We start from the raw sequence: 23,821 nt of genomic DNA, 5'->3' as shown, positions 1-23,821 counted from the left end.
CGGGAGACCACCGCCGCCCGGACCGCGGCTGCGTCAGCGGTCAATGCCTCGCCGCGGCGAACAGCTCGGCCAGGTCCACCAGCCGGTTCGTGTAGCCCCACTCGTTGTCGTACCAGCCGAAGACCTTCACCAGGTGGCCGTCGGCGGCGGTGAGGCCGGCGTCGAAGACGCACGAGGCGGGGTCGCCGATGATGTCGCGGGAGACCAGTGGCGCCTCGCTGTAGCGCAGGATGCCGGCCAGCGGCCCGGCGGCGGCTGCGGCGAACGCGGCGTTGATCTGCTCCGCCGTCGCGGGCTGTGCCAGCCGGACGGTCAGGTCGGTCATCGAACCGTTCTCGACCGGCACCCGCAGCGCGACGCCGCCGAGCTTGCCGGCGAGGTCCGGCAGGACCAGGCCGATCGCCTTCGCCGCGCCGGTGCTGGTCGGGATGATGTTGACGGCCGCGGTGCGGGCCCGCCGCAGGTCCTTGTGCGGTGCGTCGAGGACCATCTGGTCGTTGGTGTAGGCGTGCACGGTCGTGAGGTACCCCTGCTCGATGCCGAACGCCTCGTGCAGGACCTTCGCCATCGGGGCCGCGCAGTTGGTGGTGCAGGACGCGGCGGAGACGACGTCGTGCTGCGCCGGGTCGTAGCTGCCGGTGTTGACGCCGAGCACGACGGTGGCGTCGACGTCCTTGCCGGGCGCGGAGATGAGCACCTTGCGGGCGCCGGCCTTGAGGTGCGACGCCGCGTCGTCACGGCCGCGGAACTTGCCGGTCGACTCGATGACCAGGTCGACGTCGAGGTCCGCCCATGGCAGGAACAACGGATCCCGCTGGCGGAGCACCTCGATGTACTGGCCGTCGACGGTCATGCCGCTGCCGGACGGGTCGAGGTCCACGGTGGCGCGCAGCCGGCCGAAGGTCGAGTCGTGCTGGAGGAGGTGGGCGAGCGTTCCGGCGTCGTACAGGTCGTTGATCGCGACGACGGCGTAGGCGTCGCCGAGCAGGCGGCGCTCGACGAGACACCGGATGAAGTCCCGGCCGATCCGGCCGAATCCGTTGATGGCGATCCGGTATGTCATGGCGTCCTCCTGGTGCCCCGCGCCGCGGAACCGGGTCGGCTCCGTCCGTCCCACCTTCGCCCCGCGCAGCGCCCGTGCACCTGGGCCGAAGGTCACCACGTGGCAGGGCCACCGGCCGGTCATGCCCTGGACGGGACCTTCGTCCCTGCCGGTCGCGCCGGTTTCCGGGGACCGTGACGGGTAGCAGACGTTGTGTGATCTTCGAGGAGCACGCCATGGTGGCCATCCACTACGCCGACCGCGGTGCCGCGGCGCGGTCCGGCCCGGTCAGCCGATCGCTGACGCAGGCCACCTTCGCCGCGCTCAACGCGCCGTCGGTCCTGGACACGCAGCCGTGGCGCTGGCGCATCACCGAGCACCGGATCGGGCTGCACGCCGACTGGGCCCGGCAACTGGCCGACCTCGACCCGGACGGCCGGCTGCTGCTGATCAGCTGCGGTGCGGCGCTGCACCACGCCAGGGTGGCGCTCGCCGCGGACGGCGTGGGCGTCGACGTCGTGCGGTTCCCCGACCCCGGCGACCCGAGCCTGCTCAGCGAGCTGCGGTACACGGGCCCGGCCGACCCCGCGCCGGGTATCGGGTCGCTGCACCGCGCGATCGCCGTGCGGCGCAGCGACCAGCGGCCGTTCGCCGACCGGCCGGTCCCGGACGGGGAACTGACCCTGCTCAGGAACGCGGCGGAGCAGACGGGCGCCGCGGCGCGCACCGTGCACCGCGACGCCACGTACGTCGTCATCACCGCGCCGGTCGCCGCCGCGGCGAGTGACTGGCTGACGGCGGGTGAGGCGCTCTCGGCGGTGCTGCTGACGGCCACCGCGGCCGGCCTGGCCACGTCGCCGGTCACCGACCTGACGGCGTTCACGCCGCGGGAGGCGGAGGGCGGGTTCCCCGCGGCGGCGGTCCGGGTGGGGGTCGCGGACCGGTTCGGCCCTCCACGGCAGGCCGGCCCGCCCGCCGGACCCACCGCATCCGCACCGGGCAACCAGGAGTCACCATGAGCGCCACCGGCACGTGGGACCAGGACACGTTCGCCGCCGCGGTCGGCGAGGCGGTGTGGGCGCCGTCGATCCACAACAGCCAGCCGTGGCGGTTCCGCCGCTGCGCGCACGGCATCGACGTACTCGTCGACCGCAGCAGGGCGCTGCCGGTCACGGACCCGGACGGGCGCGCCGCCCGGGTGTCCTGCGGGGCCGCCGTGTGCAACCTCATGCTGGCCCTCGCGGTCGCCGGTGCACCTGCCGTCGCCACGGTCGGGCACGGCGGCGCCGCGGTGCGGCTGACGCCGGCCGGTGGCAGGCCGGCGACCCCACGGGAGCGCCGGCTGCACCGGCAGATCCGGCGGCGTCACACCAACCGTTCGCCGTTCGCCGAGACCCGCGTCGACGCCGGCGTCGTGGCCCAACTGGCGGAGACGGCCGCGCGTGAGGGCGGCTGGCTGGACTTCGTCGAGGACGAGCCGGGCCGCGCCGCGCTGGCGGCACTCACCCGGCAGGCCGACGCCCAGCTGCGCGCCGATCCCGGCTATGCCGCCGAGCTGCGCACGTGGACCGCGGCGGCGGACCTCGACGTGGAGGGCGTCGGCCGGCAGGCGGCCGGTGCCGCCCCGCACCCGGCGGAGCTGATGCCGCGCCGTGACTTCGGCGGCCCGGAGCGTGACGCCACCCGGGACCCCACCCACGAACCGGTCGTCGCCGTGTTCGGTGTCCACGGTGACCACGCCGCCGACGAGGTGCGGGCCGGCATGGTGCTGCAGCAGCTGCTGCTGCTCGCCGCCGACCTCGGTCTGGCCGTGGCGATGTACTCCCAGCCGATCGAGGTGCCGGAGGTCCGGGAGCAGCTGCGGCTCGTCGTGCACCGCCTGCACGCCCCGCAGCTGGTCCTGCGTTTCGGGTACGCCCCGACGACCTGCTACACCAACCGGCGGCCGGTCGCCGACGTCATCGACCCGGAGGGGCGCGGCTGATCAGGTCGCGGCGTCAGAGTGGCACGTGCCAGGTGACGCGGGTGCCGGGCGAGGCGGGCTCGACCGTGCAGTCGCCGCGCAGGTCGGCGGCCCGGGCCCGCATGTTCGGCAGCCCGTGACCGGTCGGCTCGGCGGTGCCGGTCGCGATGCCGCGCCCGTCGTCCTCGACCACCAGCGACAGGTTGCCGCGTGCGATGGCGACCGTGACGTTCACCGTGCGGGCGTGCGCGTGCTTGGCGACGTTGCTGAGGGTTTCGCGCAGGACCGCCAGCAGCGCGGTGCGCTGGACGTCGGGCACGGCGGTGTCGACCGGCCCGTCGATGCGCAGGCCGGGCCGGAACCCGAGCGCCTCGCGCGCCTCGTCGACGAGGTCGCGGATCTCGGTGCGGAAGCTGTGCTGGACCGGGCCGCGCAGCTCGAAGATCGCGCCGCGGATGTCACGGATGGTGGTGTCGAGGTCGTTGACCACCCGGTCGATGCGCTGCTGCACGTCGGGCTGCCCGGACAGCCGGGTGGCGCCCTGCAGCTGCATGCCGGCGGCAAACAGCCGCTGGATGACGACGTCGTGCAGGTCGCGGGCGATGCGCTCCCGGTCGCCGACGACGGCGAGCATCTCCCGTTCGTTCTGGGCGCGGGAGCGTTCCAGCGCGAGGGCGGCCTGCCCGGCGAAGGTCTCCACCATCGCCAGCTCGAGCCCTTCGGCGATGGGGACGCTCTCCTTGCGGTAGGCCACGACGAGCGAGCCGAGGGCGACGCCGCCGACGGCGAGGGGCACCAGCAGCGCCGTGCCGGTCGACAGCAGCACCGGCCAGCTCGCCGCCGCGCCGAGGTCCGTGACCACGGACAGCTGCTGGCGGCCGAGCACCTCGGCGAACTCGCTGCCGTCCACGGCGATCGACCAGCCGGCGGCGTCCGGGCCACCGATGGACACCTCGACGGTGAGGCGTTCGGTGCTGTCGTCGGCGAGGAGCACCATGGCGAGGTCGGCGCCGGCGACGTCGCGGGCGCGGGTGGCGACGAGTTCGAGGGCCTCGGTGCGCCGGACCTCGCCGAGCAGCACGGAGGTGATCTCGGCGGCCGCCATGAGCCAGCGCTGCCGCCGTTCGGCCTGCGCGTACAGGCGGGCGTTGTCGATGGCGGCGCCGGCGGCGACGGACAGGGCGGCGACGAGGTCCTCGTCGTCCTGCGTGAACTGTCCGCCGCCGCGTTTCTCGGCGAGGTACAGGTTGCCGAACACCTGGTCACGGATGCGGACCGGCACGCCGAGGAAGCTGTGCATCGGCGGGTGGTTGGGTGGGAACCCGTACGCGCGGGGGTGCTGCGTGATGTCCTCGAGGCGGATCGGTCGGGGTTCCTCGATGAGCAGCCCCAGCACGCCGTGCCCGCGGGGCAGGTCGCCGATCTCGGCGCGTTCCTGCGCGGTGACGCCGTGGTTGATGAACTCGACGAGCATCCGGTCGGGGCCGATGACGCCCAGCGCACCGTAGCGGGCGTCGGCCAGGTGACAGGCGGCCTGCACGATGCGTTCCAGGGTGCTGTGCAGGTCGAGGTCGGAGCCGATCCCGACGACCGCGTCGAGCAGCGCCCGGAGCCGTTCGCGGCTGGTCATCACCTCACCGACGCGGGTGAGCAGCTCCTGCAGCAGCGCGTCGAGGTCGACCCGGGACAGCAGCGGCAGCGGCAGCGCCGGCTGCCAGCCGGTCTGATCGTCGGTCACGGCTTGTTGAGCAGGCGGGAGGCGAGCACGGCGGCCTGGGTGCGGCGTTCGAGGCCGAGTTTGGCCAGGAGGCTGGAGACGTAGTTCTTGACGGTCTTCTCGGCGAGGAACATCCGTTCGGCGATCTCGCGGTTGGTGAGGCCTTCGGCGACGAGCAGCAGGATTTTGCGTTCCTGGTCGGTGAGGTTCTTGAGTTCGTCGGGTTGTTCGGGGCCTTTGCGGATGCGTTCCAGGACGCGGGCGGTGACTGCGGGGTCCAGCAGTGACTGGCCGGCGGCGACGCGGCGGATGGCGTCGACGAGGTCGGTGCCGTGGATCTGTTTGAGCACGTAGCCGGAGGCGCCGGCCATGATGGCGGCGAAGAGGGCCTCGTCGTCGTCGTAGGACGTCAGGATGAGGGCTTTGATGGCCGGGTCGACGGAGCGCACGTCGCGGCAGACGTCGATGCCGCTGCCGTCGGGCAGCCGGCCGTCCAGGACGGCGACGTCCGGGCGCAGCGCCGGGATGCGGTGGGTGGCGTCCACCGCCGATCCTGACTCGCCGACCACCTCGATGTCGCCCTCGCGTTCCAGCATCTCGCGAAGTCCGAAACGGACAACTTCGTGATCGTCCAGCAGGTATACCCGAATCATACGGTCCTTCTCCATCGAGTTCGGCCCGGTCGGGCAGGGCGCACCGGCGCTTCACGGGCCGGCGGTCCCGGTGTTCCGGGTCCAAAGACCCTGGGGCCGTTCTCTGTCTACCACGATGCTCGGCGGGAGGGACCCACCAGGTCCCGGGTCACGGGCACCGCGAGACCTGCCCCACCGACGGAAGAGATGACGATGAGCACGGACACCACCTCGGCGCGCCGCGGGCTGATGCTGGCGATGGCCACGGCCGGTTTCGCGGTGAACTTCTGGGCGTGGGCGCTGCTGAGCCCGCTGGCGCCGAAGCTGAAGGACGCGCTGCACCTGAGCCCGCTGCAACAGGCGCTGCTGGTCGCGGTGCCGGTGATCGTCGGCTCGCTGGGCCGGATCCCGGTCGGTGCGTTGACCGACCGGTTCGGTGGGCGGGTCATGTTCCCCCTGGTGTCCCTCGCCACGATCGTGCCGGTGCTGTACCTCGGGCTGGCCGGGCAGACGTCGCTGGCCGGGCTCCTCGTCGGCGGGTTCTTCCTCGGCGTCGGCGGCACCTCGTTCGCGGTCGGGGTGCCGTTCGTGACCGCCTGGTTCCCGCCCGCGAAGCGGGGGCTCGCCGTCGGGGTGTTCGGCGCGGGCATGGGCGGGACCGCCATCAGCGCTCTCACCACGGTCAAACTCGTCGACACCTATGGCAGCCGCACACCGTTCGTGCTGACCGCGGTCGTGCTCGCGGTGTACGCGGTGCTGGCGTGGCTGCTGATGCGTGACGCCCCGGACCGCACCGTGCCCGGCGAGCCGCTCGGCCGCCGCCTGGCCGCCACTCTCCGGCTGCGGGTCACCTGGCACGCCGCCGCGCTGTACGCGGTCGCCTTCGGTGGCTACGTCGCGTTCTCCGTGTACCTGCCCGCCTACCTGAGGACCGCGTACGGGCTGACCCAGGCGGACGCGGCGAACCGGATGGCCGGCTTCGTCCTGCTCGCGGTGGTCATGCGGCCGATCGGCGGCTGGCTGTCCGACCGGATCGAACCGACCCGGGTGCTGACCGTCGCGCTGAGCGTCGTCGGCGTCGGCGCGGTCGTGCAGGCGTTCACCCCGCCGCTGGCACCGCTGGGCACCGTGGCGTTCCTGTCGATGGCCGCGGCGCTGGGCGCCGGCAGCGGCGCGACGTTCGCCCTCGTCGCGATGCTCGCCCCGGCCAGCAAGGTGGGTTCGGTGACCGGGGTCGTCGGCGCCGCCGGCGGCCTCGGCGGGTTCGTCCCGCCGCTGCTCATGGGCAGCATCTACGGCCGGTACGGCTCCTACACCCTCGGGCTGGCCCTGCTCGCCGTGGTCGCGGCTGCCGCGGTCCTGCTGACGACCACAGCGGTCCGCAGGTCGGCACGAGCCGTCGCCGGTCGCGCGTGACCCGCCGACACAGCCGCCATCAGGAAGCACAGAGAGGAACACGCGACATGTCGGGAACCGCGGAACAGGCGGGACGGGCGCTGCTGGCCGTCGGCGGGCTGCTCCGGCGCGCGGAAGTGTCCGCCGACGGCCGTACCCTGCACCAGATCGGCGGCCGCGAGGCGGACGCGTTCTACCGGGACCGCTGGTCCTACGACAAGGTCGTGCGCTCCACCCACGGCGTGAACTGCACCGGGTCGTGCTCCTGGAAGGTGTACGTCAAGGACGGCATCATCACGTGGGAGCAGCAGCAGACCGACTACCCGAGCGTCGGCGCGGACCGGCCCGAGTACGAGCCGCGCGGCTGTCCCCGCGGTGCCGCGTTCTCCTGGTACACCTACTCGCCGACCCGCGTCAGGTACCCGTACGCGCGGGGTGTGCTGGTCGAGATGTTCCGCGAGGCGAAGGCCCGGCTCGGCGGCGACCCGGTCGCCGCGTGGGCCGACATCCAGGCCGACCCGGAGCGCCGCCGCCGCTACCAGCGGGCCCGCGGCAAGGGTGGCCTGGTCCGCGTGTCGTGGGACGAGGCGCAGGAGATCGTCGCCGCTGCCCACGTGCACACGATCGCCGAGCACGGCCCGGACCGGGTCGCGGGGTTCTCGCCGATCCCGGCGATGTCGATGGTGTCGCACGCGATCGGCGCCCGGTTCCTGTCGCTGATCGGCGGGTCGATGCTGTCGTTCTACGACTGGTACGCGGACCTGCCGGTCGCCTCCCCGCAGATGTTCGGTGATCAGACCGACGTGCCGGAGTCCGGTGACTGGTGGGACGCGAGCTACCTGATGATGTGGGGTTCGAACGTCCCGGTGACCCGCACCCCGGACGCGCACTGGATGGCCGAGGCCCGCTACCGCGGCCAGAAGGTCGTCGTCGTGTCACCGGACTACGCCGACAACGTCAAGTTCGCCGACGAGTGGCTGCCCGCCCAGCCGGGCACCGACGGGGCCCTCGCCATGGCGATGGGGCACGTCATCCTCAAGGAGTTCTTCGTCGAGCGGACCACCCCGCGGTTCGCCGACTACGTCTCGCGCTACACCGACCTGCCGTACCTGGTGGCGCTGGAGCCGGTCGAGGGCGGCGGGTACCGGCCGGGCAAGTTCGTGACCGCCGCCGACCTGGGGGAGACCGACGCCGAGGCGGCGTTCCGCCCGGCGTTGTGGGACGGCGCCGCCGACGCGGTCGCGGTGCCCGGCGGTTCGCTCGGCCACCGGTTCAGCGACGCCGGCGTCGGCCGGTGGAACCTCGACCTCGGCGCGATCGTGCCCAGGCTCAGCTGCGAGGGTGGCGAGGGCGACGCGGTCGAGGTGGTGTTCCCGCGGTTCGACAACGACACCCCGGAGCTGATGCGCCGTGGTGTGCCGACGGCCCACGTCGCCGGCAAGCTGGTCACCACCGTGTACGACCTGCTGCTCGCCCAGTACGGGGTGCCGCGTCCCGGCCTGCCCGGGGACTGGCCGGGCGGCTACGACGACGCGGCGGTGCCGTACACCCCGGCGTGGCAGGAGCCGATCACCGGCGTGCCGGCCGCGGCGGTGGCCCGCATCGCCCACGAGTTCGCCGACAACGCCGACCGCTCCGGCGGCCGGTCGATGATCCTCATGGGTGCCGGGACGAACCACTGGTTCCACTCCGACACCACGTACCGGGCGATGCTGACGCTGACCACGCTCACCGGCTGCCAGGGCGTCAACGGCGGCGGCTGGGCGCACTACGTCGGGCAGGAGAAGTGTCGGCCCGTCACCGGCTGGTCGCACCTGGCGTTCGCCCTGGACTGGTCCCGGCCGCCGCGGCAGATGATCGGCACCGCGTTCTGGTACCTGCACACCGATCAGTGGCGCTACGACCGGTACACCGCCGACGTGCTCACCTCACCACTGGCGAAGGGCGAGTTCGCCGGCCGGCACACCGCGGACCTGCTCGCCAAGTCGGCGCGGCTGGGCTGGATGCCGTCCATGCCGACCTTCGACCGCAACCCCCTCGACGTCGCCGACGAGGCCCTCGCCGCGAACCCCGGCAACCCGGCGGCGCACGTCGCCCGGGAACTGGTGGACGGCAGGCTCGGGTTCGCGTGCACCGACCCGGACGCGCCGCAGAACTGGCCGCGGGTGCTGACGGTGTGGCGGGCGAACCTGCTCGGCTCCTCGGCGAAGGGCAACGAGTACTTCCTGCGGCACCTGCTGGGCACCGACGCGTCGCTGCGGGCGGCGGAGGCGGCGCCGGAGCAGCGCCCCAAGGACGTCGTGTGGCACGACGAGGCACCGGAGGGCAAGCTGGACCTGCTGCTGTCGCTGGACTTCCGGATGACGTCTACCACGCTGTTCTCCGACGTGGTGCTGCCGGCGGCGACGTGGTACGAGAAGCACGACCTCAACACCACCGACATGCACCCGTTCATCCACGCGTTCACGCCGGCGATCAACCCGCCGTGGCAGACCCGGACCGACTTCGACGCCTTCCACGGCATCGCGAAGGTCTTCTCCGAGCTCGCCGGCCCGCGCCTGGGTGTGCGCAAGGACCTGGTCGCGGCGCCGCTGCTGCACGACTCGCCGGACGCCCTCGCCACCCCCGGCGGGGTGGTCCGGGACTGGAGGACCGGCGAGGTCGACGCGGTCCCGGGCCGCACGATGCCGAAGTTCGTCGTCGTCGAGCGCGACTACGGCGCCGTCGCGGCGAAGATGGGCGCCCTGGGCCCGCTGCTGGACCGGCTCGGCACCACCACCAAGGCCGTGACCGTCGACGTGAACCCCGAGGTCGAGTTCCTCAAGCAGGTCAACGGCACCGTGCGTGGCGGCGTCGCCGACGGCCGGCCGCGCCTGGACACCGACATCCGTGCGTGCGAGGCGATCCTCGCGCTGTCCGGCACCACCAACGGGCGGGTCGCCACCGAGGGCTTCGAGTTCCTGGAGCGGCGCACCGGCCAGCGCCTCGCGGACCTGTCCCGGGAGCACGAGGGCAAACAGATCCGGTTCGCCGACTGCCAGTCCCGGCCGGTACCGGTGATCACCAGCCCCGAGTGGTCCGGCAGCGAGCACGGCGGCCGCCGGTACTCGCCGTTCACCATCAACGTCGAGCGGCGCAAACCCTGGCACACCCTGACCGGCCGGCAGCACTTCTACCTCGACCACGACTGGATGCAGGAGCTCGGCGAGGAACTACCGGTGTTCCGGCCGCCGCTGGACATGCACAAGCTCTTCGGCGAGCCGCGGCTTGGCCGCAACGGGGAGCTGGAGCTGACCGTGCGCTACCTGACGCCGCACTCGAAGTGGTCCATCCACTCCGAGTACCAGGACAACCTGATCATGCTGACGCTGTCGCGTGGCGGCCCGACGATGTGGATGAGCGAGACCGACGCGGCGAAGATCGGGGTGAGCGACAACGAGTGGATCGAAGCGGTCAACCGCAACGGTGTCGTGGTCTGCCGGGCCGTCGTCACGCACAAGATGCCCGAGGGCACCGTCTACATGTACCACGCCCAGGAGCGCGTCATCGACGTGCCGAAGGCCGAGACGAACGGCCGCCGCGGCGGCATCCACAACTCACTGACGCGCCTGCTCATCAAGCCGAGCCACCTCATCGGCGGGTACGCGCAGCTGTCGTTCGCGTTCAACTACCTCGGCCCGACGGGCAACCAGCGCGACGAGGTCACCGTCATCCGCCGCCGGTCCCAGGATGTGGAGTACTGATGAGGGTCATGGCCCAGATGTCGATGGTGATGAACCTCGACAAGTGCATCGGGTGCCACACGTGCTCGGTGACGTGCAAACAGGCCTGGACGAACCGTTCCGGCGTCGAATACGTGTGGTTCAACAATGTCGAGTCCCGGCCCGGGCAGGGCTACCCGCGCACGTACCAGGACCAGGAGAAGTGGCAGGGCGGCTGGGTCCGCACCCGCACCGGCCGGCTCAAGCCCCGCTCCGGCGGGCGGGTCAAGCGGCTGCTGAGCATCTTCGCCAACCCGAAACTGCCCGCGATGCAGGACTACTACGAGCCGTGGACCTACGACTACGAGCACCTGCTCACCGCCCCGGCCGGCACCGACACCCCGGTCGCCCGCCCCAGGTCGCTGCTCACCGGCAAGGACACGAAAGTCACCTGGTCGGCGAACTGGGACGACTCGCTGGCCGGCGGCAACGAGATCGCCGCCGGCGACCCGATCCTGCAACAGCTGTCCGACCAGGTCCGTCAGGAGTACGAGAAGGCGTTCCTGTTCTTCCTGCCCCGCATCTGCGAACACTGCCTCAACCCGTCCTGCGCGGCGTCGTGCCCGTCCGGGGCGATCTACAAGCGGGCCGAGGACGGCATCGTGCTCGTCGACCAGGACCGGTGCCGGGGCTGGCGGATGTGCGTCACTGGCTGCCCGTACAAGAAGATCTACTTCAACCACCGCACCGGCAAGGCCGAGAAGTGCACGTTCTGCTTCCCGCGCATCGAGCTCGGGCAGCCGACGATCTGCTCCGAGACGTGCGTCGGGCGGCTGCGCTACCTCGGTCTCATGCTGTACGACGCGGACCGGGTCGGCCCGGCCGCCGCGGTCAAGGACGAGCACGCGCTGTACGAGGCGCAGCGGTCGGTGTTCCTGGACCCGAACGACCCGCAGGTCGTCGCCGCGGCCCGCGCCGCCGGCATCCCCGAGGACTGGATCACCGCGGCGCAGCGCTCACCGATCTGGGACCTCATCATGCGGTACGAGGTCGCGCTGCCGCTGCACCCGGAGTACCGCACGATGCCGATGGTCTGGTACATCCCGCCGCTGTCGCCGGTCGTCGACGTCCTGCGCGACACCGGCCACGACGGTGAGGACGCCGGCAACCTCTTCGGCGCCGTCGAGGCCCTGCGCATCCCGGTGGACTATCTCGCCGGGCTGTTCACCGCCGGCGACCCGGCGCCGGTCACCGCGGTGCTGCGGCGCCTCGCCGCGATGCGCGCGTACCAGCGGCGGATCAATCTCGGCGAGGACCGTGACGAGGCCATCGCCGCCGCCGTCGGCATGACGGGGCAGCAGATGGACGACATGTACCGCCTCCTCGCGATCGCCAAGTACGAGGAGCGGTATGTCATCCCGGCCGCGCACCCCGAACTGCTCGAGGACGCCCACCGCCTCGAACAGCTCGCCACCGAGTGCAGCCTCGACGGCGGACCGTTCGGCGAGTCGTCCGGAACGCCCGCGCCGATCTCGGTGGAGAACTTCCACATGCTGCGCGACCGGCAGACCGCCGACTCCGCGACGCCCACCCGGGTCAACCTGCTGAACTGGGACGGCAAGGGCCGCCCCGACGGCATGTTCCCGCCCAGCGGCGGCGGTGACGGGTCATGACGGCGCCGTCGTGGCGGCCGATCGCCGCCCGGGCCGCGTCGCTGCTGCTGCGCTACCCGGACCGGGACACCCTCGACGTCCTGCCGACCCTGCTGGCGGCGCTCGGCACGCTCCCGCCCGGGATCGCCGGGGACCTGCGGACGCTCGCCGAGCACCGGGCCGGCGTTGACCCGATCCGGCTCGCCGACGACTACGTGCAGCTGTTCGACTTCCGGCGGCGCTGCTGCCTGCACCTGACGTACTACACGGCCGGCGACACCCGCCGCCGCGGCGAGGCGCTGGTGCTGTTCACGGCCGGCTACAAGGCCGCGGGCGTCGAGGTCGTCGGCGGTGAACTGCCCGACTACCTGCCCGCGGTGCTGGACCTGGCCGCCGTCCACGACGACGGCTGGCGGCTGCTGCGGGAGAACCGGGTCGGCCTCGACCTGCTCACGAACGCGCTGGACGGCTCCGTGTACCGGCACGCGGTGGAGGCCGTCCGCGCGATGCTGCCCGCGGCCCGGCCCGGCGACATCGCCGCCGCCGTCCGGCTCGCCCGGTCCGGGCCGCCGGTCGAGCAGGTCGGCCTCGAACCGTTCGGACTTGTCGACACCACCGGAGGACGACGGTGAACACCGCACTGTGGGTCGTGTACCCGTACCTGACGATCGCCGTCCTCGTCGGCGGCGTGATCTGGCGCTACCGCTACGACAAGTTCGGCTGGACCACCCGCTCCTCGCAGCTGTACGAGTCGGCGGTGCTGCGCTGGGGGAGTCCGCTGTTCCACGTCGGGGTGCTCATGGTCCTCGTCGGGCACGTCGGCGGGCTGCTGATCCCGAAGTCGTGGACGGAGGCCGTCGGCATCACCGAGCACGCCTACCACCTGGCGGCCGTGTTCATCGGCACCGTCGCGGGCCTGTGCACGCTGATCGGCCTCGCCATCCTGATCGCCCGGCGGCGGCTGACCGGCCCCGTATTCGCGGCGACCACGAAGAACGACAAGGCCATGTACGTCGTGCTGTTCGCCGTGATCCTGCTGGGCCTGCTGGCCACCGTGCGCGCCAACGTCGTCGGCGGCGGCTACGACTACCGCGAGACCGTGTCGCCGTGGCTGCGGTCGCTGTTCTACTTCAATCCCGACCCCGCGCAGATGGCCGGTGTCCCGCTGGGCTTCAAGGCGCACATCGTCATGGCGTTCGCGCTGTTCGCGTTCTGGCCCTTCACCCGCCTCGTGCACGCGTTCAGCGCCCCCGTCGGCTACCTCACCCGACCGTACGTCGTCTACCGCAGCCGCGACGCCCGCCCGGGGCTGCGCCCGGCGCGGCCCGGCTGGGAGGGCCCGCCGAAGCTCCCCGGCGACGCGAAGACCCGCCGCGGCTGATCCCCGCACCCGGCCGGCGACCGGTGCCGCCGTGCAGGTTGCCGACCGTCGGCAACGCACGGCGGTCATCTTCGCCGACGGCTGCCCATGACGATGCCCGCAACGGCGGGCACGCTGGGAGGTTCACAGGACTCGTGACCGCGGAGGAGGCACCGATGGCCAGCCACCACGTCGCCCGGCCCGCCGCGGCGGCCGTCGATTTCGGCAGCGGCTGCGTGCGGCTCTGGACGTCCGGCGGCGGCAACCTGTCCGGTCCGGCCGCATCCGGCCGGGACACGTCGGCGCCGCTGGTGCGCCACGGCCGGGTGTTGGACGAACCGGGCTGCGTCGCGCTGCTGTCGCGGCTGATCGGCGAGCTCGACGAGCCGGTGCCGGCCGGCGGTGTCGTGGTCGCGTGCCGGCCGGTCCTGAGCACCCCGGCGGAGCAGCAGGCCCTGCGGCGGGTCCTGACCGAGGTGCTGGCACCGTCGCGGCTGCTGCTCATCGACACGGTCCGCGCGGCGGCCATCGGCGCCGGAGCAGCCGCGGGCGGCCTGCTCGTGGTGGACGTCGGCGCCCAGCTCACCGAGGTGGCGCTGCTGGAGCACGGCCGGGTGGTCGCGGCGCGGCGCACCGACCTGGGCACCCGCGACCTCGGCCGCGGCGCCGGCGCCACCGTCGTCGCGGAGGCGGTCACCCGCATGATCGGGCAGCTGCGAGGGGTACCGGCCGCGCAACCACTGCTGTCCGCGGCGACGCGCCGAGGTGCTGCTCGTCGGCGACGGCGCGACGCGACCGGCACTGACCGCGCAGCTGGTGACGCGGCTGCGCATGCCGGTGCACTGCGCGGCGTCGCCACACCGCGCGGCGGTCAACGGCGCCGGTGTCGCCGCCGCCGCGGCGCTGCGCCATCCCGGCGTCGCGTGACGAACGTTGCATGAGGAGGACTGTTGTGACCAGCACGATGCAGGAACCGGTGGAGCTGCTCCGGGACAGATTGGAGCGCGCATTCGCCGTGCACACCAACCGGCTGACCGAACTCACGGTGCGCGGCCCCGCAACGGATCCCGCGACGTACGAGGCCCAGGTCGAGTCGGCGCGGCACGGCGTCGCCAACACCGCACAGGCGCTGCGGCGCATGTCGGAGGGCAGCTACGGTCGCTGCGAGGCGTGCGGGACGACGATCGACTGGCAACGGCTGGTCGCGGTACCGCACGCCCGCCGCTGCTCGCACTGCCGGTAGACCCGGCGGCCCCGGCCCCGGCCCCGCATCCGCCGATCGGCGGTCATGGGCATGTTGACCCTGGTCACCCGCGACCGGACATGCTTCGATCGGCGAAGCATGACGAGCGGACCGGAGGACGAGGATGCGGGTGTTGATGGTCGCGCCGCCGGGTGCGGGCAAGGGCACGCAGGCGACGGTGATCGCGAGCCACTTCGACATCCCGCACATCGCCACCGGTGCGCTGCTGCGTGACCACGTGGCGCGCGACACCGACCTGGGCAAGGCCGTGCGGGAGCACCTCGACCGTGGCGAGCTGGTGCCCGACGCGATCGTCATGACCATGGTGCGTGAGGCGATCGTGGCCGCGAAGGCGGCGGGCGGCGGCTACGTGCTCGACGGGGTGCCGCGCACGATGGAGCAGGCCCGGGCCGCCTACCGGATCGGCCTGGAGCTGAACATGACCGCCGACGTGGCGCTGCACCTGCAGGCCGACGACGAGGAGCTGCTGCGGCGGCTGCGCGCCCGGGCCGTGGTCGAGCGGCGCTCGGACGACACCGAGGACGTCATGCGGCACCGGCTGCGGGTGTACTACGAAGTCACCCACCCGATCATCGCCTGGTACCGCGAACGCGGCATCCTCGTGCCGATTGACGCCATGCGGCCGGCGAAGGACGTCGCCCGCGACATCATCGACGCGCTGGAGGCCAGGCGGCGCACGACCGGGGACGCCGGCGCCTCGTAGGCCGTCCGCGCCTCAGGCGGGCCGTAGCCGGACGCAGCAGCGACCCGGGCCCGGGTCGAGCTCCGCGACGCGGGACCGGTCACCGGCACCGTCGGCGACGCCGCGCAGCAGCTGCAGGTTCACCCCGCACACCAGCACCGTGAACTGCTGGGCGAGCCGGTGGAACGGGCAGTTGCCCAGCACGACGGCGCCGTCGTCGTGGTCCTGCCGTGGCTCGTACCCGGCGTCCTCCAGGGCCGCGGGCAGGCTGCCGGCCGCCGCGCCGATGGCCGTGCCGGCGTCGTAGGCCGCGCGGTGCAGCACCTCTTCCACGGGGGCTCCGGTGTCGATCGACTCGGTCACCGCCGCGGCGAGCAGCCCGCCGACCAGGTCGTAGTGGCGCTCCGGCACCGACACGGCCACCTCACCGTCCGTGCGCCGGTACAGCTTCGCCGGGCGACCGGCGCCGGGACCGCCACGCCCGGGCGGCCGGCGGTACTCCACGACGAGCAGCCCCTCGTCGGCGAGCCGGTCGAGGTGGAAGGCGGCGACCCGGCGGCTGACGCCCAGGGCGGCCGCGGCGGCGTCCCGGCCGACCGCCGTCTGGGCGCGGGCGACCAGGTCGAACACGGCCCGCCGGGCCGGATCGTCGAGCGCGGCCACGGCGGCGACGCGGTCGGGGAACGGACGGGGAGCCATGACCCGATTGTAAAACACGAACGCCTTGACTTTAGACAAGGTCCGGGCCTAGCGTTCTAACAGACAGCAATCACGCTTTTAGAGATTGAGGTACTGATGAGCGCGAACGCACCCAGCCCGTCGGTGACCGCCCGGCTCACCGACCGCGCAGATCCGGCCCACCACGCGTTCCTGCTGCTGCGCACGGTGTTCACGGTGGCGCCGATCGCGTTCGGCCTGGACAAGTTCGTCAACCTGCTGACCGACTGGCCCGGCTACCTGGCACCGTTCGCCGACCGGATCGTCCCGGGCACCGCGCAGCAGGCGATGTACGCCGTCGGCGTGATCGAGATCGTGGCCGGCCTCCTCGTGGCGGTCCGGCCGAAGTACGGCGCCCTCGTGGTCGCCGCCTGGCTGGCCGGGATCATCGTCAACCTGCTGATCCTGGGCGACTTCTACGACGTCGCACTGCGCGACTTCGGCCTGCTCGTCGGCGCGCTCGCACTGTGGCGGCTGGCCAGCCGGCAGGCGGACCCGGCCGCGCCGCGCGGGTAGCGCACCGAGGCTCCCGTCCAACCAGGAGGGCAGAGCGATGACCATGTTGGAGCGTCTCCACACCGAGTGCGGCCAGAGCCCGTGGCTGGACAACCTCACGCGCGGCCACCTGCACGGCGGCGTACTGGCGCGGATGGTCGCCGGCGGGATCCGCGGGGTGACCGCCAACCCGGCCATCTTCGCCAACGCCATCCTCGGCTCCGCCGACTACGACGAGCAGTTCGCGGCGCTGATCGCGGCCGGTCGGCCACTGCAGGACGCGTACTGGCAACTGGTCGTCGACGACATCACCGACGCGCTGGCCGTGCTGCGTCCGGTGTTCGACGCCGGCGGCGGCACCGACGGCTTCGTCTCCGTGGAGGTCGCCGCCGAACTGGCACACGACACCCGGGCCACCCAGGTCGCCGCCCGGGCGCTGCACGAGCTGATCGCCGAGCCCAACCTGTTCGTGAAGATCCCGGCCACCGCCGAGGGCGTCCCCGCCGTCCAGGCCATGATCGCCGAGGGCCGCAGCATCAACATCACGCTGATCTTCTCCCTCGCCCGGTACCGGCAGGTCATCGAGGCGTACCTGTCCGGGCTGGAAACCTTCGTCGAGCGGGGCGGCGACCCGTCGCCCGTGCACAGCGTCGCCTCGTTCTTCGTCAGCCGGGTCGACACCGAGGTCGACCGGCGCCTCGCGTCCGCCGGGACCGGGGGGACGGCGGCGCTGCGCGGCCGGGCCGCGATCGCCCAGGCCAAACTGGCGTACCGGCTGTTCCGCGAGCAGTTCTCCGGACCGCGATGGCAGCGCCTGGCCGACCTCGGCGCACACCCGCAGCGGCCGCTGTGGGCCTCCACGTCCACCAAGAACCCGGCGTACCCCGACACCGTGTACGTCGACGGGCTCATCGGCCCGGACACCGTCAACACCCTGCCCGAGGTCACCATCGCCGCGTTCGAGGACCACGGCACGCTGGCCCGCACCATCGACACGGACGTGGACGAAGCGGCCGAGGTGATGCGCCGGCTGCCCGCCGCCGGCGTCGACATGGACGACGTGGGGCTGACCCTGGAAGCGCAGGGCATCGCCGGCTTCCACGACGCATCCCAGCGGGTGCTCGCCGCGCTCGCGGCAAAGGCCGAGCGGCTCAGCCACCGCTGAGCGGCACCGGGCCGGACGGTCAGGGTCGACGAGACCCTCGGCTGTCCGGCGGCCGGCCCGGTGCCGCGGTGACCTTCCGCCCGATGGCAGCCGACGGCTCGGACGCTGCCTTCGTCATGGCGGCCTGAAGGCGCTTCTTGCGCCGGTTCTCCCGGGTGATCCAGCGAGCGTCGGGGTCGTCGGTCGCCTCCAGGCGCATGAACGCCGGCAGCCCGTGGTCCGGGTCCGCGGACACCACGACGCTCCAGCAGTAGCCCAGTGCCTGCCGCAGGGTCTGCACCCGCGGGTCGCGGCGGTCGGGCTCGTGCAGCAGCGTCCGGGTGATCCGCTCCACCAGCATGAGCGCCTGCCGGACGGTGGCCCGGTCGCCGAGGAGCCGTGGCTCGGCGATGCCGGCAACGGCAGCACGGCGCAGCAGCGGTGAGCCGTCGACCCAGACCTCGATCTCCTCGAGGAGTTCCTCGGTGCTGGCGTCGCCGACGCGTTGCAGGCCCATGGCGACCGCCTCGCGGACCCGCCAACGGGGGTCGTCTGCGGCCGCGCGCAGCAGCGGCCAGAGGTGCCCACGTCCGTCGGCGATGAGACGTCCGATGCCGATGGCGCCGCACAGTGCGAGGAACTCGTCGTCAGAGGCGAGCCAGCGGCGGAAGGCACGTTCCTCACCGAGGTCCGCCGCGGTCTGCGCGAGTTCCAGGTTGGCGCGCGGGCCCGGCAGGCCGGAGCAGGTCCGTAGGTACGTGTCCCATTGATCCGGTGGCATCCCGGCAAGGGCCGAGCGGTGCCGGTCCCCCGGCGCGCCCCCGGCGCTGTGTTTCGTGGTCGTCACCGTCAGCCCCTTCCTTCGTCGGCCGGTGCGGTTGTCACTCGCGGCCGGTGTCATCGGCGCATCCGCACCGCGGTGCAACGGCCCCTTTCCGATCAGTGCCGGGCAACCGGTCAGACGCCCACTGTGCGCCGGATCGCCCGGCGGCGCCAAGGCCGGATCGCCCGGGCAACGGGGCCGATGGGCACTGTCGCGCACCACCGCCCGCGTCTCCACCATGACGCCTCGTGGGCCGGTGTGCCACGAGCCCATCCTTTGCGGGTGACGTGTCGTGCGCCGTCCGGCGGCACCCTGGAATACCGGGCGGCGGATGCGGCTGCCGGGGAACCGTGGGCCGGCACATGGGCTCTGCGACGGCTGAGGACGGCTGAGGACATGGATGATCTTCCGGACGCCGACGGTGCGGCGCTGCTCAACGCCGCGGAGGATGCCCGGCTCGCGCCGTCGATCCTGAACACGCAGCCGTGGCGCTGGCAGGTCCACGGCGCGGACCTCGACCTGTACGCAGAACCGGACCGTCAACTCGTCTCTCTCGACCCGGATGGCCGGATGCTCATCCTGAGCTGCGGCGCGGCGCTGCACCACGCGAGGGTGTCGCTGGCGGCGGCCGGGTACGAACCGGTCGTTCACCGGGTCGACCAGGCCGGTGACGACCGCTGGATCGCCCGGGTCAGCATCGGTGGCACGCACCCAGTCCACGCCGACGACACCACCGCCTGGCGCAGCATCCGGCGGCGGCACACCGATCGGCGTCCGTTCCAGGCAACGGTTCCGGTGCCCGCCACCACCGTCGCCGCCCTCCATGCGGCGGCCGACGCCGAGCATGCCTGGCTGCACCGCGTGGACGCGGATCAGGTCACGTACCTGAGGGCCGCCGCCGTCGGCGCGCAGACCATCGAGCGCAAGGACGTGCATGCCGAACAGGAGCTGCAGGAATGGACCGGGCGCGCCCCTGCGTCCGGCGACGGGGTCTCGCCGCGCACCGTGGTGGCGCCCGCCGCCCGTCCTGTTCCCTTGCGTGGCTTCGGCCTCGGTGGAGCAGTGATGCTGGAGCCGGGTCCCGGCGACGACCGTCTTGCCGAGTACCTGATCGTGGTCACCGCCGGGGATGAACCTGTGGACTGGCTGCGGGCCGGCGAGGCGACGAGTGCGGTGTGGCTCACCGCGACCACGCTCGGGCTGGCCGTGTCGCCGATGAGCGAGGTCGTCGAGGTGCCGGGCGCCCGCGTGCTGCTGCGCAGCCTCCTGCACCGGCCCGGCAATCCACAGCTCGTCCTGCGTGCCGGCGTCGAGACCGGCACCACCGCGCCCGCGGCGTCCCAGCGCCGCCCGGCCCGTGAGGTCGTGAGCGACGAGCCGCCCGCGCGTCACCCAGACGGTCATCGGTAGCGCCGGTGGCGCTCGCCGTGGATGCCCGCGCGGTGCACCGGTCGTGTGCGCCACGTCGGTCGCCACGCCCGACACGCGACGCGATGATGCGGGCGGTCGGGGCCGGACCTCCGGAAGGTTATCGAGCGTCCGGACGGGAAGAGGGCGGTGAGCCAGCAGCGGTCGACGAGGTGAGGGAGCTGATGATGAAGGCGAAGGTTGGCGATCGGATCATCGAGGAGGGCACGCATGTCGGCGACCATCGCCGGATCGGCGTCGTGACGGCGCTGCGCCATGACGACGGCACTCCGCCGTACGAGATCCGGTGGCTGGACACCGGGCATGACGCGCTGGTCTTCCCGGGATCCAGTGCTCGTCTCGAGCCCGCCCACGATCACAACGACTGAGCGGGCGACCGGGCTGTGCCCGGGCGCCGGCAGCGGTCAGGCCGGCGCGAGGCGGATGGTGTCGATGCCGGCCGTGGTGCGCACCAGCGCGGCGGCGATGTCACGTTCGGTGGCGTCGTCGGAGGCGCCGGACAGCACCGCGGCGCGGTCCTGCACGGCAACGGTCCAGCGCCGTTCACCGCCCGTGTAGGCGTCCAGCCGTCGCTGCGCCTCGCGGCCGGCGGCCTCGTCCGTGGGCATGATCGTGCGCAACACGTCACAGCGGCTGACCACGCCGATGACGTGTTCGTCGTCGGATACGATCGGGACGCTGTGCACGCCTCGCTCGACCATGAGCCGGGCGATGTCGGCGACGTCTGCCTCCGGCCAGCCGGCCACCGGCATGCTCGACATCACCTCTGCCACCCGGGGCGGCGGCCCTGGCCTGTCCGGCGCGGCCACGGTGCCGCGTCGGCGGAGCAGGTCGAACTCGCTGATCGAGCCGACCAGCGTGCCACGTTCGTCGACGACCGGCGCGGAGGTGATCTGCGCTTGCTCCAGCAGTGCCACCGCGTGTCCGACCGGTTCGTCGGTTCGGACGGTGTGTGCCGGCTGGCTCATGATGTCCTTGGCGTGCATGTGATCCTCCCGGGGCGGAAGTCTGTTGCCGGTACGGTCGGTCCCAGCGGCCGATGTCCCGTCACGACGTCCATATGTGCCCGCTCGCGGCGGCTTCAGACGCGCCGGCCGATCCGGAATGACCGGACGTGCCGGGACGTCGCACGGCGTCGCGACTCACCCGGTCGGCATGATTCCCGGGCAGCGCCTGGCATGGCCCTCACGGCAGGAACACGCTGGAAGGACCGTGGTGGTCGGGGTTCGACGGATCCGACTCGGCCCGCCGCCCGCTGCGGCTCGCGTTCGAGGAGGCCGCCGGTCGCGGCGGGCGGCTCGCCGTCATCCAGGTCTGGCGGCATCCGCGGCCGTGGATCCCCGGCGGGCACCAGGACCGGTCGCCGCGGGGGTGCCGGGGTCCCACCGATGGAGGACGTTCGGCCCTGAACGCCGGTCCCGCGCCGCGTCACGGTTGAGGGGTCGCTGGTCGAACACACAGCGAGGAGCTGAGTCCGATGCGTACGCCACGACAAATACTCGCCGACGCGCACACCATCGCGGTGGTAGGAGCGTCACGCGATCCGCAGAAGCCCGCCCACTGGGTGCCGCAGATGCTGCAGGAACAGGGCTGGCACCTCATCCCGGTCAACCCGCATGCCGAACGGCTGTTCGGCGAGCACGTCTACGCACGGCTCTCCGACGTGCCCGTGCACGTGGACGTGGTCCAGGTCTTCCGGCCGGCGGCCGAGGCCGAGGAACTGGTCCGTGAGGCGGCGGCGATCCATGCCGGCGCCATCTGGCTGCAGCTGGGCATCACCAACCCGAAGGCGCAGCACCTCGCGCACGAGCTCGGGCTGGACTATGTCGAGGATGCCTGCATGGGGATGGAGCGGGCGTTGGCCGACATGGTCCACGGTGGGTGCAAGCCGGCCTGCCAGGTCTACCACGGCATCGTGCCGGAGCCGGAGCCGTCGCAGGCAGGAGCCGGTCAGACGCAATGGGGTTCGACCACGGACCGTGCGATGTCATGACCCGGACGGCCGTCGCCAGCAGGCAGGAACGGCAGGGGGAGGCACGGCAGGTTGAGCGGCCGCCGCCGCGGAGGGAGTTCGACATGACAACGAGCCACCACCTCGACGGCCGCACGCCGGTCAGGGTGGAACCGATCAGCCGTGTCCTCGCGACGGCCGCGGTGGCTGCGCTTCGCGCACCGTCGATCTGGAACACGCAGCCCTGGCACTGGCGCATCGACCATGACGTCGCCCAGCTCCGCGCGGACCGGCGCAGGCAGCTGCGCAGCATCGACCCGGAGGGCCGGCTGCTCACCGTCAGCTGCGGCGTGGCGTTGCACCATGCGCGCGTCGCGCTGGCCGCCGTCGGCACCGAGGCCGTCGTCGACCGGCTGCCCGACACCGACGACCCGGACCTGCTCGCGACGCTGCGGTACGCCGGCACGGCCGACTGGTCACCGGACGCGCAACGGCTGCGCCGGGCCATCGCCGCCCGGCGCTCCGACCGGCGGCCGTTCGCCGACCGGACCGTGCCGCAAGACGTCGTGGACCGTCTGTGCGACGCGGCCCGCCGGGCCGGGGCGGACCTGGACATCGTGCGGCCGCAGGACCTGACCACCCTGACCGTCGCAGCCGGTCACGCCGCCTCCGCCCAGCAGGCCGACCCGGCGTACCGCGCTGAACTGGCCACCTGGACCGGTGCCGGGCGGCAGGCAGGGGAGGGCGTGCCACCGGACACCGTCGCGGCGGTGGGCGCCCGACCCGTTCCGCTGCGCGACTTCACCGGCGCGGATCCGGGTCCGAGCATCTACAGCGGCATCGACGTGGCCGATCGCAACGCCCGCTACGGCGTGATCGTGACCGACGTCGACCAGCCCGCGGCCTGGCTCGTGGCGGGTGAGGCGCTCTCGGCGGTCCTGCTCACCGCGACCGCCGAGCGGCTGGCGACCTCGGCGATGAGTGACCTCGTCGAGGACCCGACGTCGCGGGCGATGCTGCGGCGCATGCTCGGCAACGTGGGCCATCCCGCGATCGGCGTCCGGATCGGCGTCCCCGGATCGGGTGCCGCGCCGCCGCAGGCGCCGCGCCGCGCGGCGGCCGACGCCGTCGAGGTCGTCGCGGACCCCGGCGGCCCGCATCCGGCGGACGGCTGATGCCGATGCCGACGGGCAGCCGGCTCAGTTCCCGTGGTGCCGTGACAGGGCGAACAGGTCGCCGACGGTGAGCGGCCGTGGGTGGTGGCCGCCCGTGGCGTGTTCCAGCCGGGTGGCGAGCGCGAGCAGGAGCTGTGCCGTGGTGAACGCGTCGCCGAGCGCGTGATGCGGCGTGTGCACCGGCAGCCCCAGGCTTCTCGCCGCGGCCTCCAGACCGGGTTCGTGGCCGGCGCCGGGGTCGGCGAGGCGGCAGGCCCGCAGGAGCGCGGCGGTGTCGATCATCGTCCGGCCCAGCCGGAGCCCGCGCGGGCGCAGGGCCCGGTCCAGGAAGGCGCGCTCCACCCAGGCCGCGTGCGCCACCGGTACCCGGCCGGTCAGCAGTTCGATGAGCTCGTCGAGGACGTCGCCGATCGGTGGGGCGTCGGTGAGGTCCGCGCTGCGCAGGCCGTGCACGGTCATGGCGGCCACCGAGATCGGGCGGGCCGGCCGCAGCTGCCGGTACACGACCTGCCCGCAGGGGATCCGGGCGTGCCTGACGATCGCCGCCCCGTAGGAGACGACGTCGTCGCGGCGCAGGTCCAGGCCGGTCGTCTCCAGGTCCAGGACGCAGAACTCCGCCTCCCGCCAGGGCGTGCGCGGGCCGGGAACCGGCAGCGGCGCCCGCCGGCGCAGTCGCATCG

Annotated in this window: 22 protein-coding genes and 1 pseudogene; 16 read left to right on the top strand and 7 right to left on the bottom strand. The window is 72.8% G+C overall.

Features of this window, described 5'->3' with window-relative positions; translation table 11 throughout:
* Positions 1-40: 40 nt before the first annotated feature.
* On the bottom strand, positions 41-1,063 hold the full coding sequence (gene gap, locus OHA72_RS48310; RefSeq protein WP_327002828.1) for a type I glyceraldehyde-3-phosphate dehydrogenase: 1,023 nt from the start codon (positions 1,061-1,063) through the stop codon (positions 41-43).
* A gap of 194 nt (positions 1,064-1,257) precedes the next feature.
* Between gap and OHA72_RS48305 the strand changes: the two genes are divergently transcribed.
* Positions 1,258-2,061: a nitroreductase family protein gene (locus OHA72_RS48305; protein ID WP_327002827.1), complete on the top strand. Its 804-nt coding sequence runs from the start codon at positions 1,258-1,260 to the stop codon at positions 2,059-2,061.
* Complete coding sequence (locus OHA72_RS48300; RefSeq protein ID WP_327002826.1) at positions 2,058-3,026, top strand: Acg family FMN-binding oxidoreductase; 969 nt, start codon at positions 2,058-2,060, stop codon at positions 3,024-3,026. Before OHA72_RS48305 ends, OHA72_RS48300 begins: the two co-directional genes overlap by 4 nt.
* Before the next feature lie 13 nt (positions 3,027-3,039).
* Here the strand turns inward: OHA72_RS48300 and OHA72_RS48295 are convergent, their stop codons facing one another.
* Together OHA72_RS48295 and OHA72_RS48290 are read right to left on the bottom strand one after the other, a co-directional pair.
* Complete coding sequence (locus OHA72_RS48295; RefSeq protein ID WP_327011804.1) at positions 3,040-4,704, bottom strand: sensor histidine kinase; 1,665 nt, start codon at positions 4,702-4,704, stop codon at positions 3,040-3,042.
* 35 nt (positions 4,705-4,739) lie between these two features.
* Entirely contained in the window at positions 4,740-5,375 is a 636-nt protein-coding gene (locus tag OHA72_RS48290; RefSeq protein WP_327002825.1) for a response regulator, read from the bottom strand.
* Between the two features lie 186 nt (positions 5,376-5,561).
* Between OHA72_RS48290 and OHA72_RS48285 the strand changes: the two genes are divergently transcribed.
* The 8 genes from OHA72_RS48285 (at position 5,562) to OHA72_RS48250 (ending at position 15,429) form a co-directional block, all read left to right on the top strand.
* Positions 5,562-6,770 carry an MFS transporter gene (locus tag OHA72_RS48285; protein ID WP_442788406.1) on the top strand — a complete coding sequence of 403 codons (1,209 nt, stop codon included), beginning with the start codon at positions 5,562-5,564 and terminating at the stop codon, positions 6,768-6,770.
* 47 nt (positions 6,771-6,817) lie between these two features.
* On the top strand, positions 6,818-10,492 hold the full coding sequence (locus OHA72_RS48280) for a nitrate reductase subunit alpha (RefSeq protein WP_327002823.1): 3,675 nt from the start codon (positions 6,818-6,820) through the stop codon (positions 10,490-10,492).
* Positions 10,492-12,123 (top strand): nitrate reductase subunit beta, encoded by a 1,632-nt coding sequence (gene narH, locus OHA72_RS48275; protein WP_327002822.1) that lies wholly within the window; start codon positions 10,492-10,494, stop codon positions 12,121-12,123. The genes OHA72_RS48280 and narH overlap by 1 nt, the downstream gene beginning before the upstream one ends.
* Positions 12,120-12,734 carry a nitrate reductase molybdenum cofactor assembly chaperone gene (gene narJ, locus OHA72_RS48270; RefSeq protein ID WP_327002821.1) on the top strand — a complete coding sequence of 205 codons (615 nt, stop codon included), beginning with the start codon at positions 12,120-12,122 and terminating at the stop codon, positions 12,732-12,734. The genes narH and narJ overlap by 4 nt, the downstream gene beginning before the upstream one ends.
* On the top strand, positions 12,731-13,483 hold the full coding sequence (gene narI, locus OHA72_RS48265; RefSeq protein ID WP_327002820.1) for a respiratory nitrate reductase subunit gamma: 753 nt from the start codon (positions 12,731-12,733) through the stop codon (positions 13,481-13,483). Before narJ ends, narI begins: the two co-directional genes overlap by 4 nt.
* Positions 13,484-13,638: 155 nt before the next feature.
* The gene (locus tag OHA72_RS48260; protein WP_327002819.1) at positions 13,639-14,403 is read left to right on the top strand and encodes a rod shape-determining protein; all 765 of its coding nucleotides are present in this window, start codon (positions 13,639-13,641) and stop codon (positions 14,401-14,403) included.
* Between the two features lie 11 nt (positions 14,404-14,414).
* Positions 14,415-14,705 (top strand): TraR/DksA family transcriptional regulator, encoded by a 291-nt coding sequence (locus OHA72_RS48255; protein ID WP_327002818.1) that lies wholly within the window; start codon positions 14,415-14,417, stop codon positions 14,703-14,705.
* Positions 14,706-14,829: 124 nt separating this feature from the next.
* Complete coding sequence (locus OHA72_RS48250; RefSeq protein WP_327002817.1) at positions 14,830-15,429, top strand: adenylate kinase; 600 nt, start codon at positions 14,830-14,832, stop codon at positions 15,427-15,429.
* 12 nt (positions 15,430-15,441) lie between these two features.
* Here OHA72_RS48250 and OHA72_RS48245 read toward each other — a convergent pair whose 3' ends face one another.
* Entirely contained in the window at positions 15,442-16,107 is a 666-nt protein-coding gene (locus OHA72_RS48245; protein WP_327002816.1) for a helix-turn-helix transcriptional regulator, read from the bottom strand.
* 96 nt (positions 16,108-16,203) lie between these two features.
* Between OHA72_RS48245 and OHA72_RS48240 the strand changes: the two genes are divergently transcribed.
* Both OHA72_RS48240 and tal read left to right on the top strand, forming a co-directional pair.
* A complete protein-coding gene (locus OHA72_RS48240) occupies positions 16,204-16,641 on the top strand; it encodes a hypothetical protein (protein ID WP_327002815.1) in 438 nt (145 codons plus the stop codon).
* Between the two features lie 43 nt (positions 16,642-16,684).
* The gene (tal, locus tag OHA72_RS48235) at positions 16,685-17,785 is read left to right on the top strand and encodes a transaldolase (RefSeq protein ID WP_442788777.1); all 1,101 of its coding nucleotides are present in this window, start codon (positions 16,685-16,687) and stop codon (positions 17,783-17,785) included.
* Between the two features lie 19 nt (positions 17,786-17,804).
* On the opposite strand, the gene OHA72_RS48230 is transcribed toward tal, so the two are convergent.
* Positions 17,805-18,611, bottom strand: a complete 807-nt coding sequence (locus OHA72_RS48230) for a HEAT repeat domain-containing protein (protein WP_327002813.1) — start codon at positions 18,609-18,611, stop codon at positions 17,805-17,807.
* Between the two features lie 372 nt (positions 18,612-18,983).
* Here OHA72_RS48230 and OHA72_RS48225 point away from each other — a divergent pair, with 372 nt between their 5' ends.
* Entirely contained in the window at positions 18,984-19,997 is a 1,014-nt protein-coding gene (locus tag OHA72_RS48225) for an Acg family FMN-binding oxidoreductase (protein ID WP_327002812.1), read from the top strand.
* A 182-nt stretch (positions 19,998-20,179) separates the two neighbouring features.
* Positions 20,180-20,383, top strand: coding sequence for a DUF1918 domain-containing protein (locus tag OHA72_RS48220; protein ID WP_327002811.1), 204 nt, complete (start codon positions 20,180-20,182; stop codon positions 20,381-20,383).
* Positions 20,384-20,419: 36 nt separating this feature from the next.
* On the opposite strand, the gene OHA72_RS48215 is transcribed toward OHA72_RS48220, so the two are convergent.
* Positions 20,420-21,001, bottom strand: a complete 582-nt coding sequence (locus OHA72_RS48215; protein ID WP_327002810.1) for a CBS domain-containing protein — start codon at positions 20,999-21,001, stop codon at positions 20,420-20,422.
* A gap of 491 nt (positions 21,002-21,492) precedes the next feature.
* Here OHA72_RS48215 and OHA72_RS48210 point away from each other — a divergent pair.
* Both OHA72_RS48210 and OHA72_RS48205 read left to right on the top strand, forming a co-directional pair.
* A pseudogene (locus OHA72_RS48210) lies at positions 21,493-21,897 on the top strand (CoA-binding protein); the annotation flags it as partial.
* Between the two features lie 194 nt (positions 21,898-22,091).
* A complete protein-coding gene (locus OHA72_RS48205) occupies positions 22,092-23,141 on the top strand; it encodes an Acg family FMN-binding oxidoreductase (protein ID WP_327002809.1) in 1,050 nt (349 codons plus the stop codon).
* A gap of 24 nt (positions 23,142-23,165) precedes the next feature.
* On the opposite strand, the gene OHA72_RS48200 is transcribed toward OHA72_RS48205, so the two are convergent.
* On the bottom strand, positions 23,166-23,819 hold the full coding sequence (locus OHA72_RS48200) for a 3'-5' exonuclease (protein ID WP_327002808.1): 654 nt from the start codon (positions 23,817-23,819) through the stop codon (positions 23,166-23,168).
* Positions 23,820-23,821: the final 2 nt, after the last annotated feature.

The organism is Dactylosporangium sp. NBC_01737 (assembly GCF_035963215.1).
Classification (GTDB): Bacteria; Actinomycetota; Actinomycetes; order Mycobacteriales; family Micromonosporaceae; genus Dactylosporangium.
This window is presented reverse-complemented; position numbering and strand designations above follow the sequence as displayed.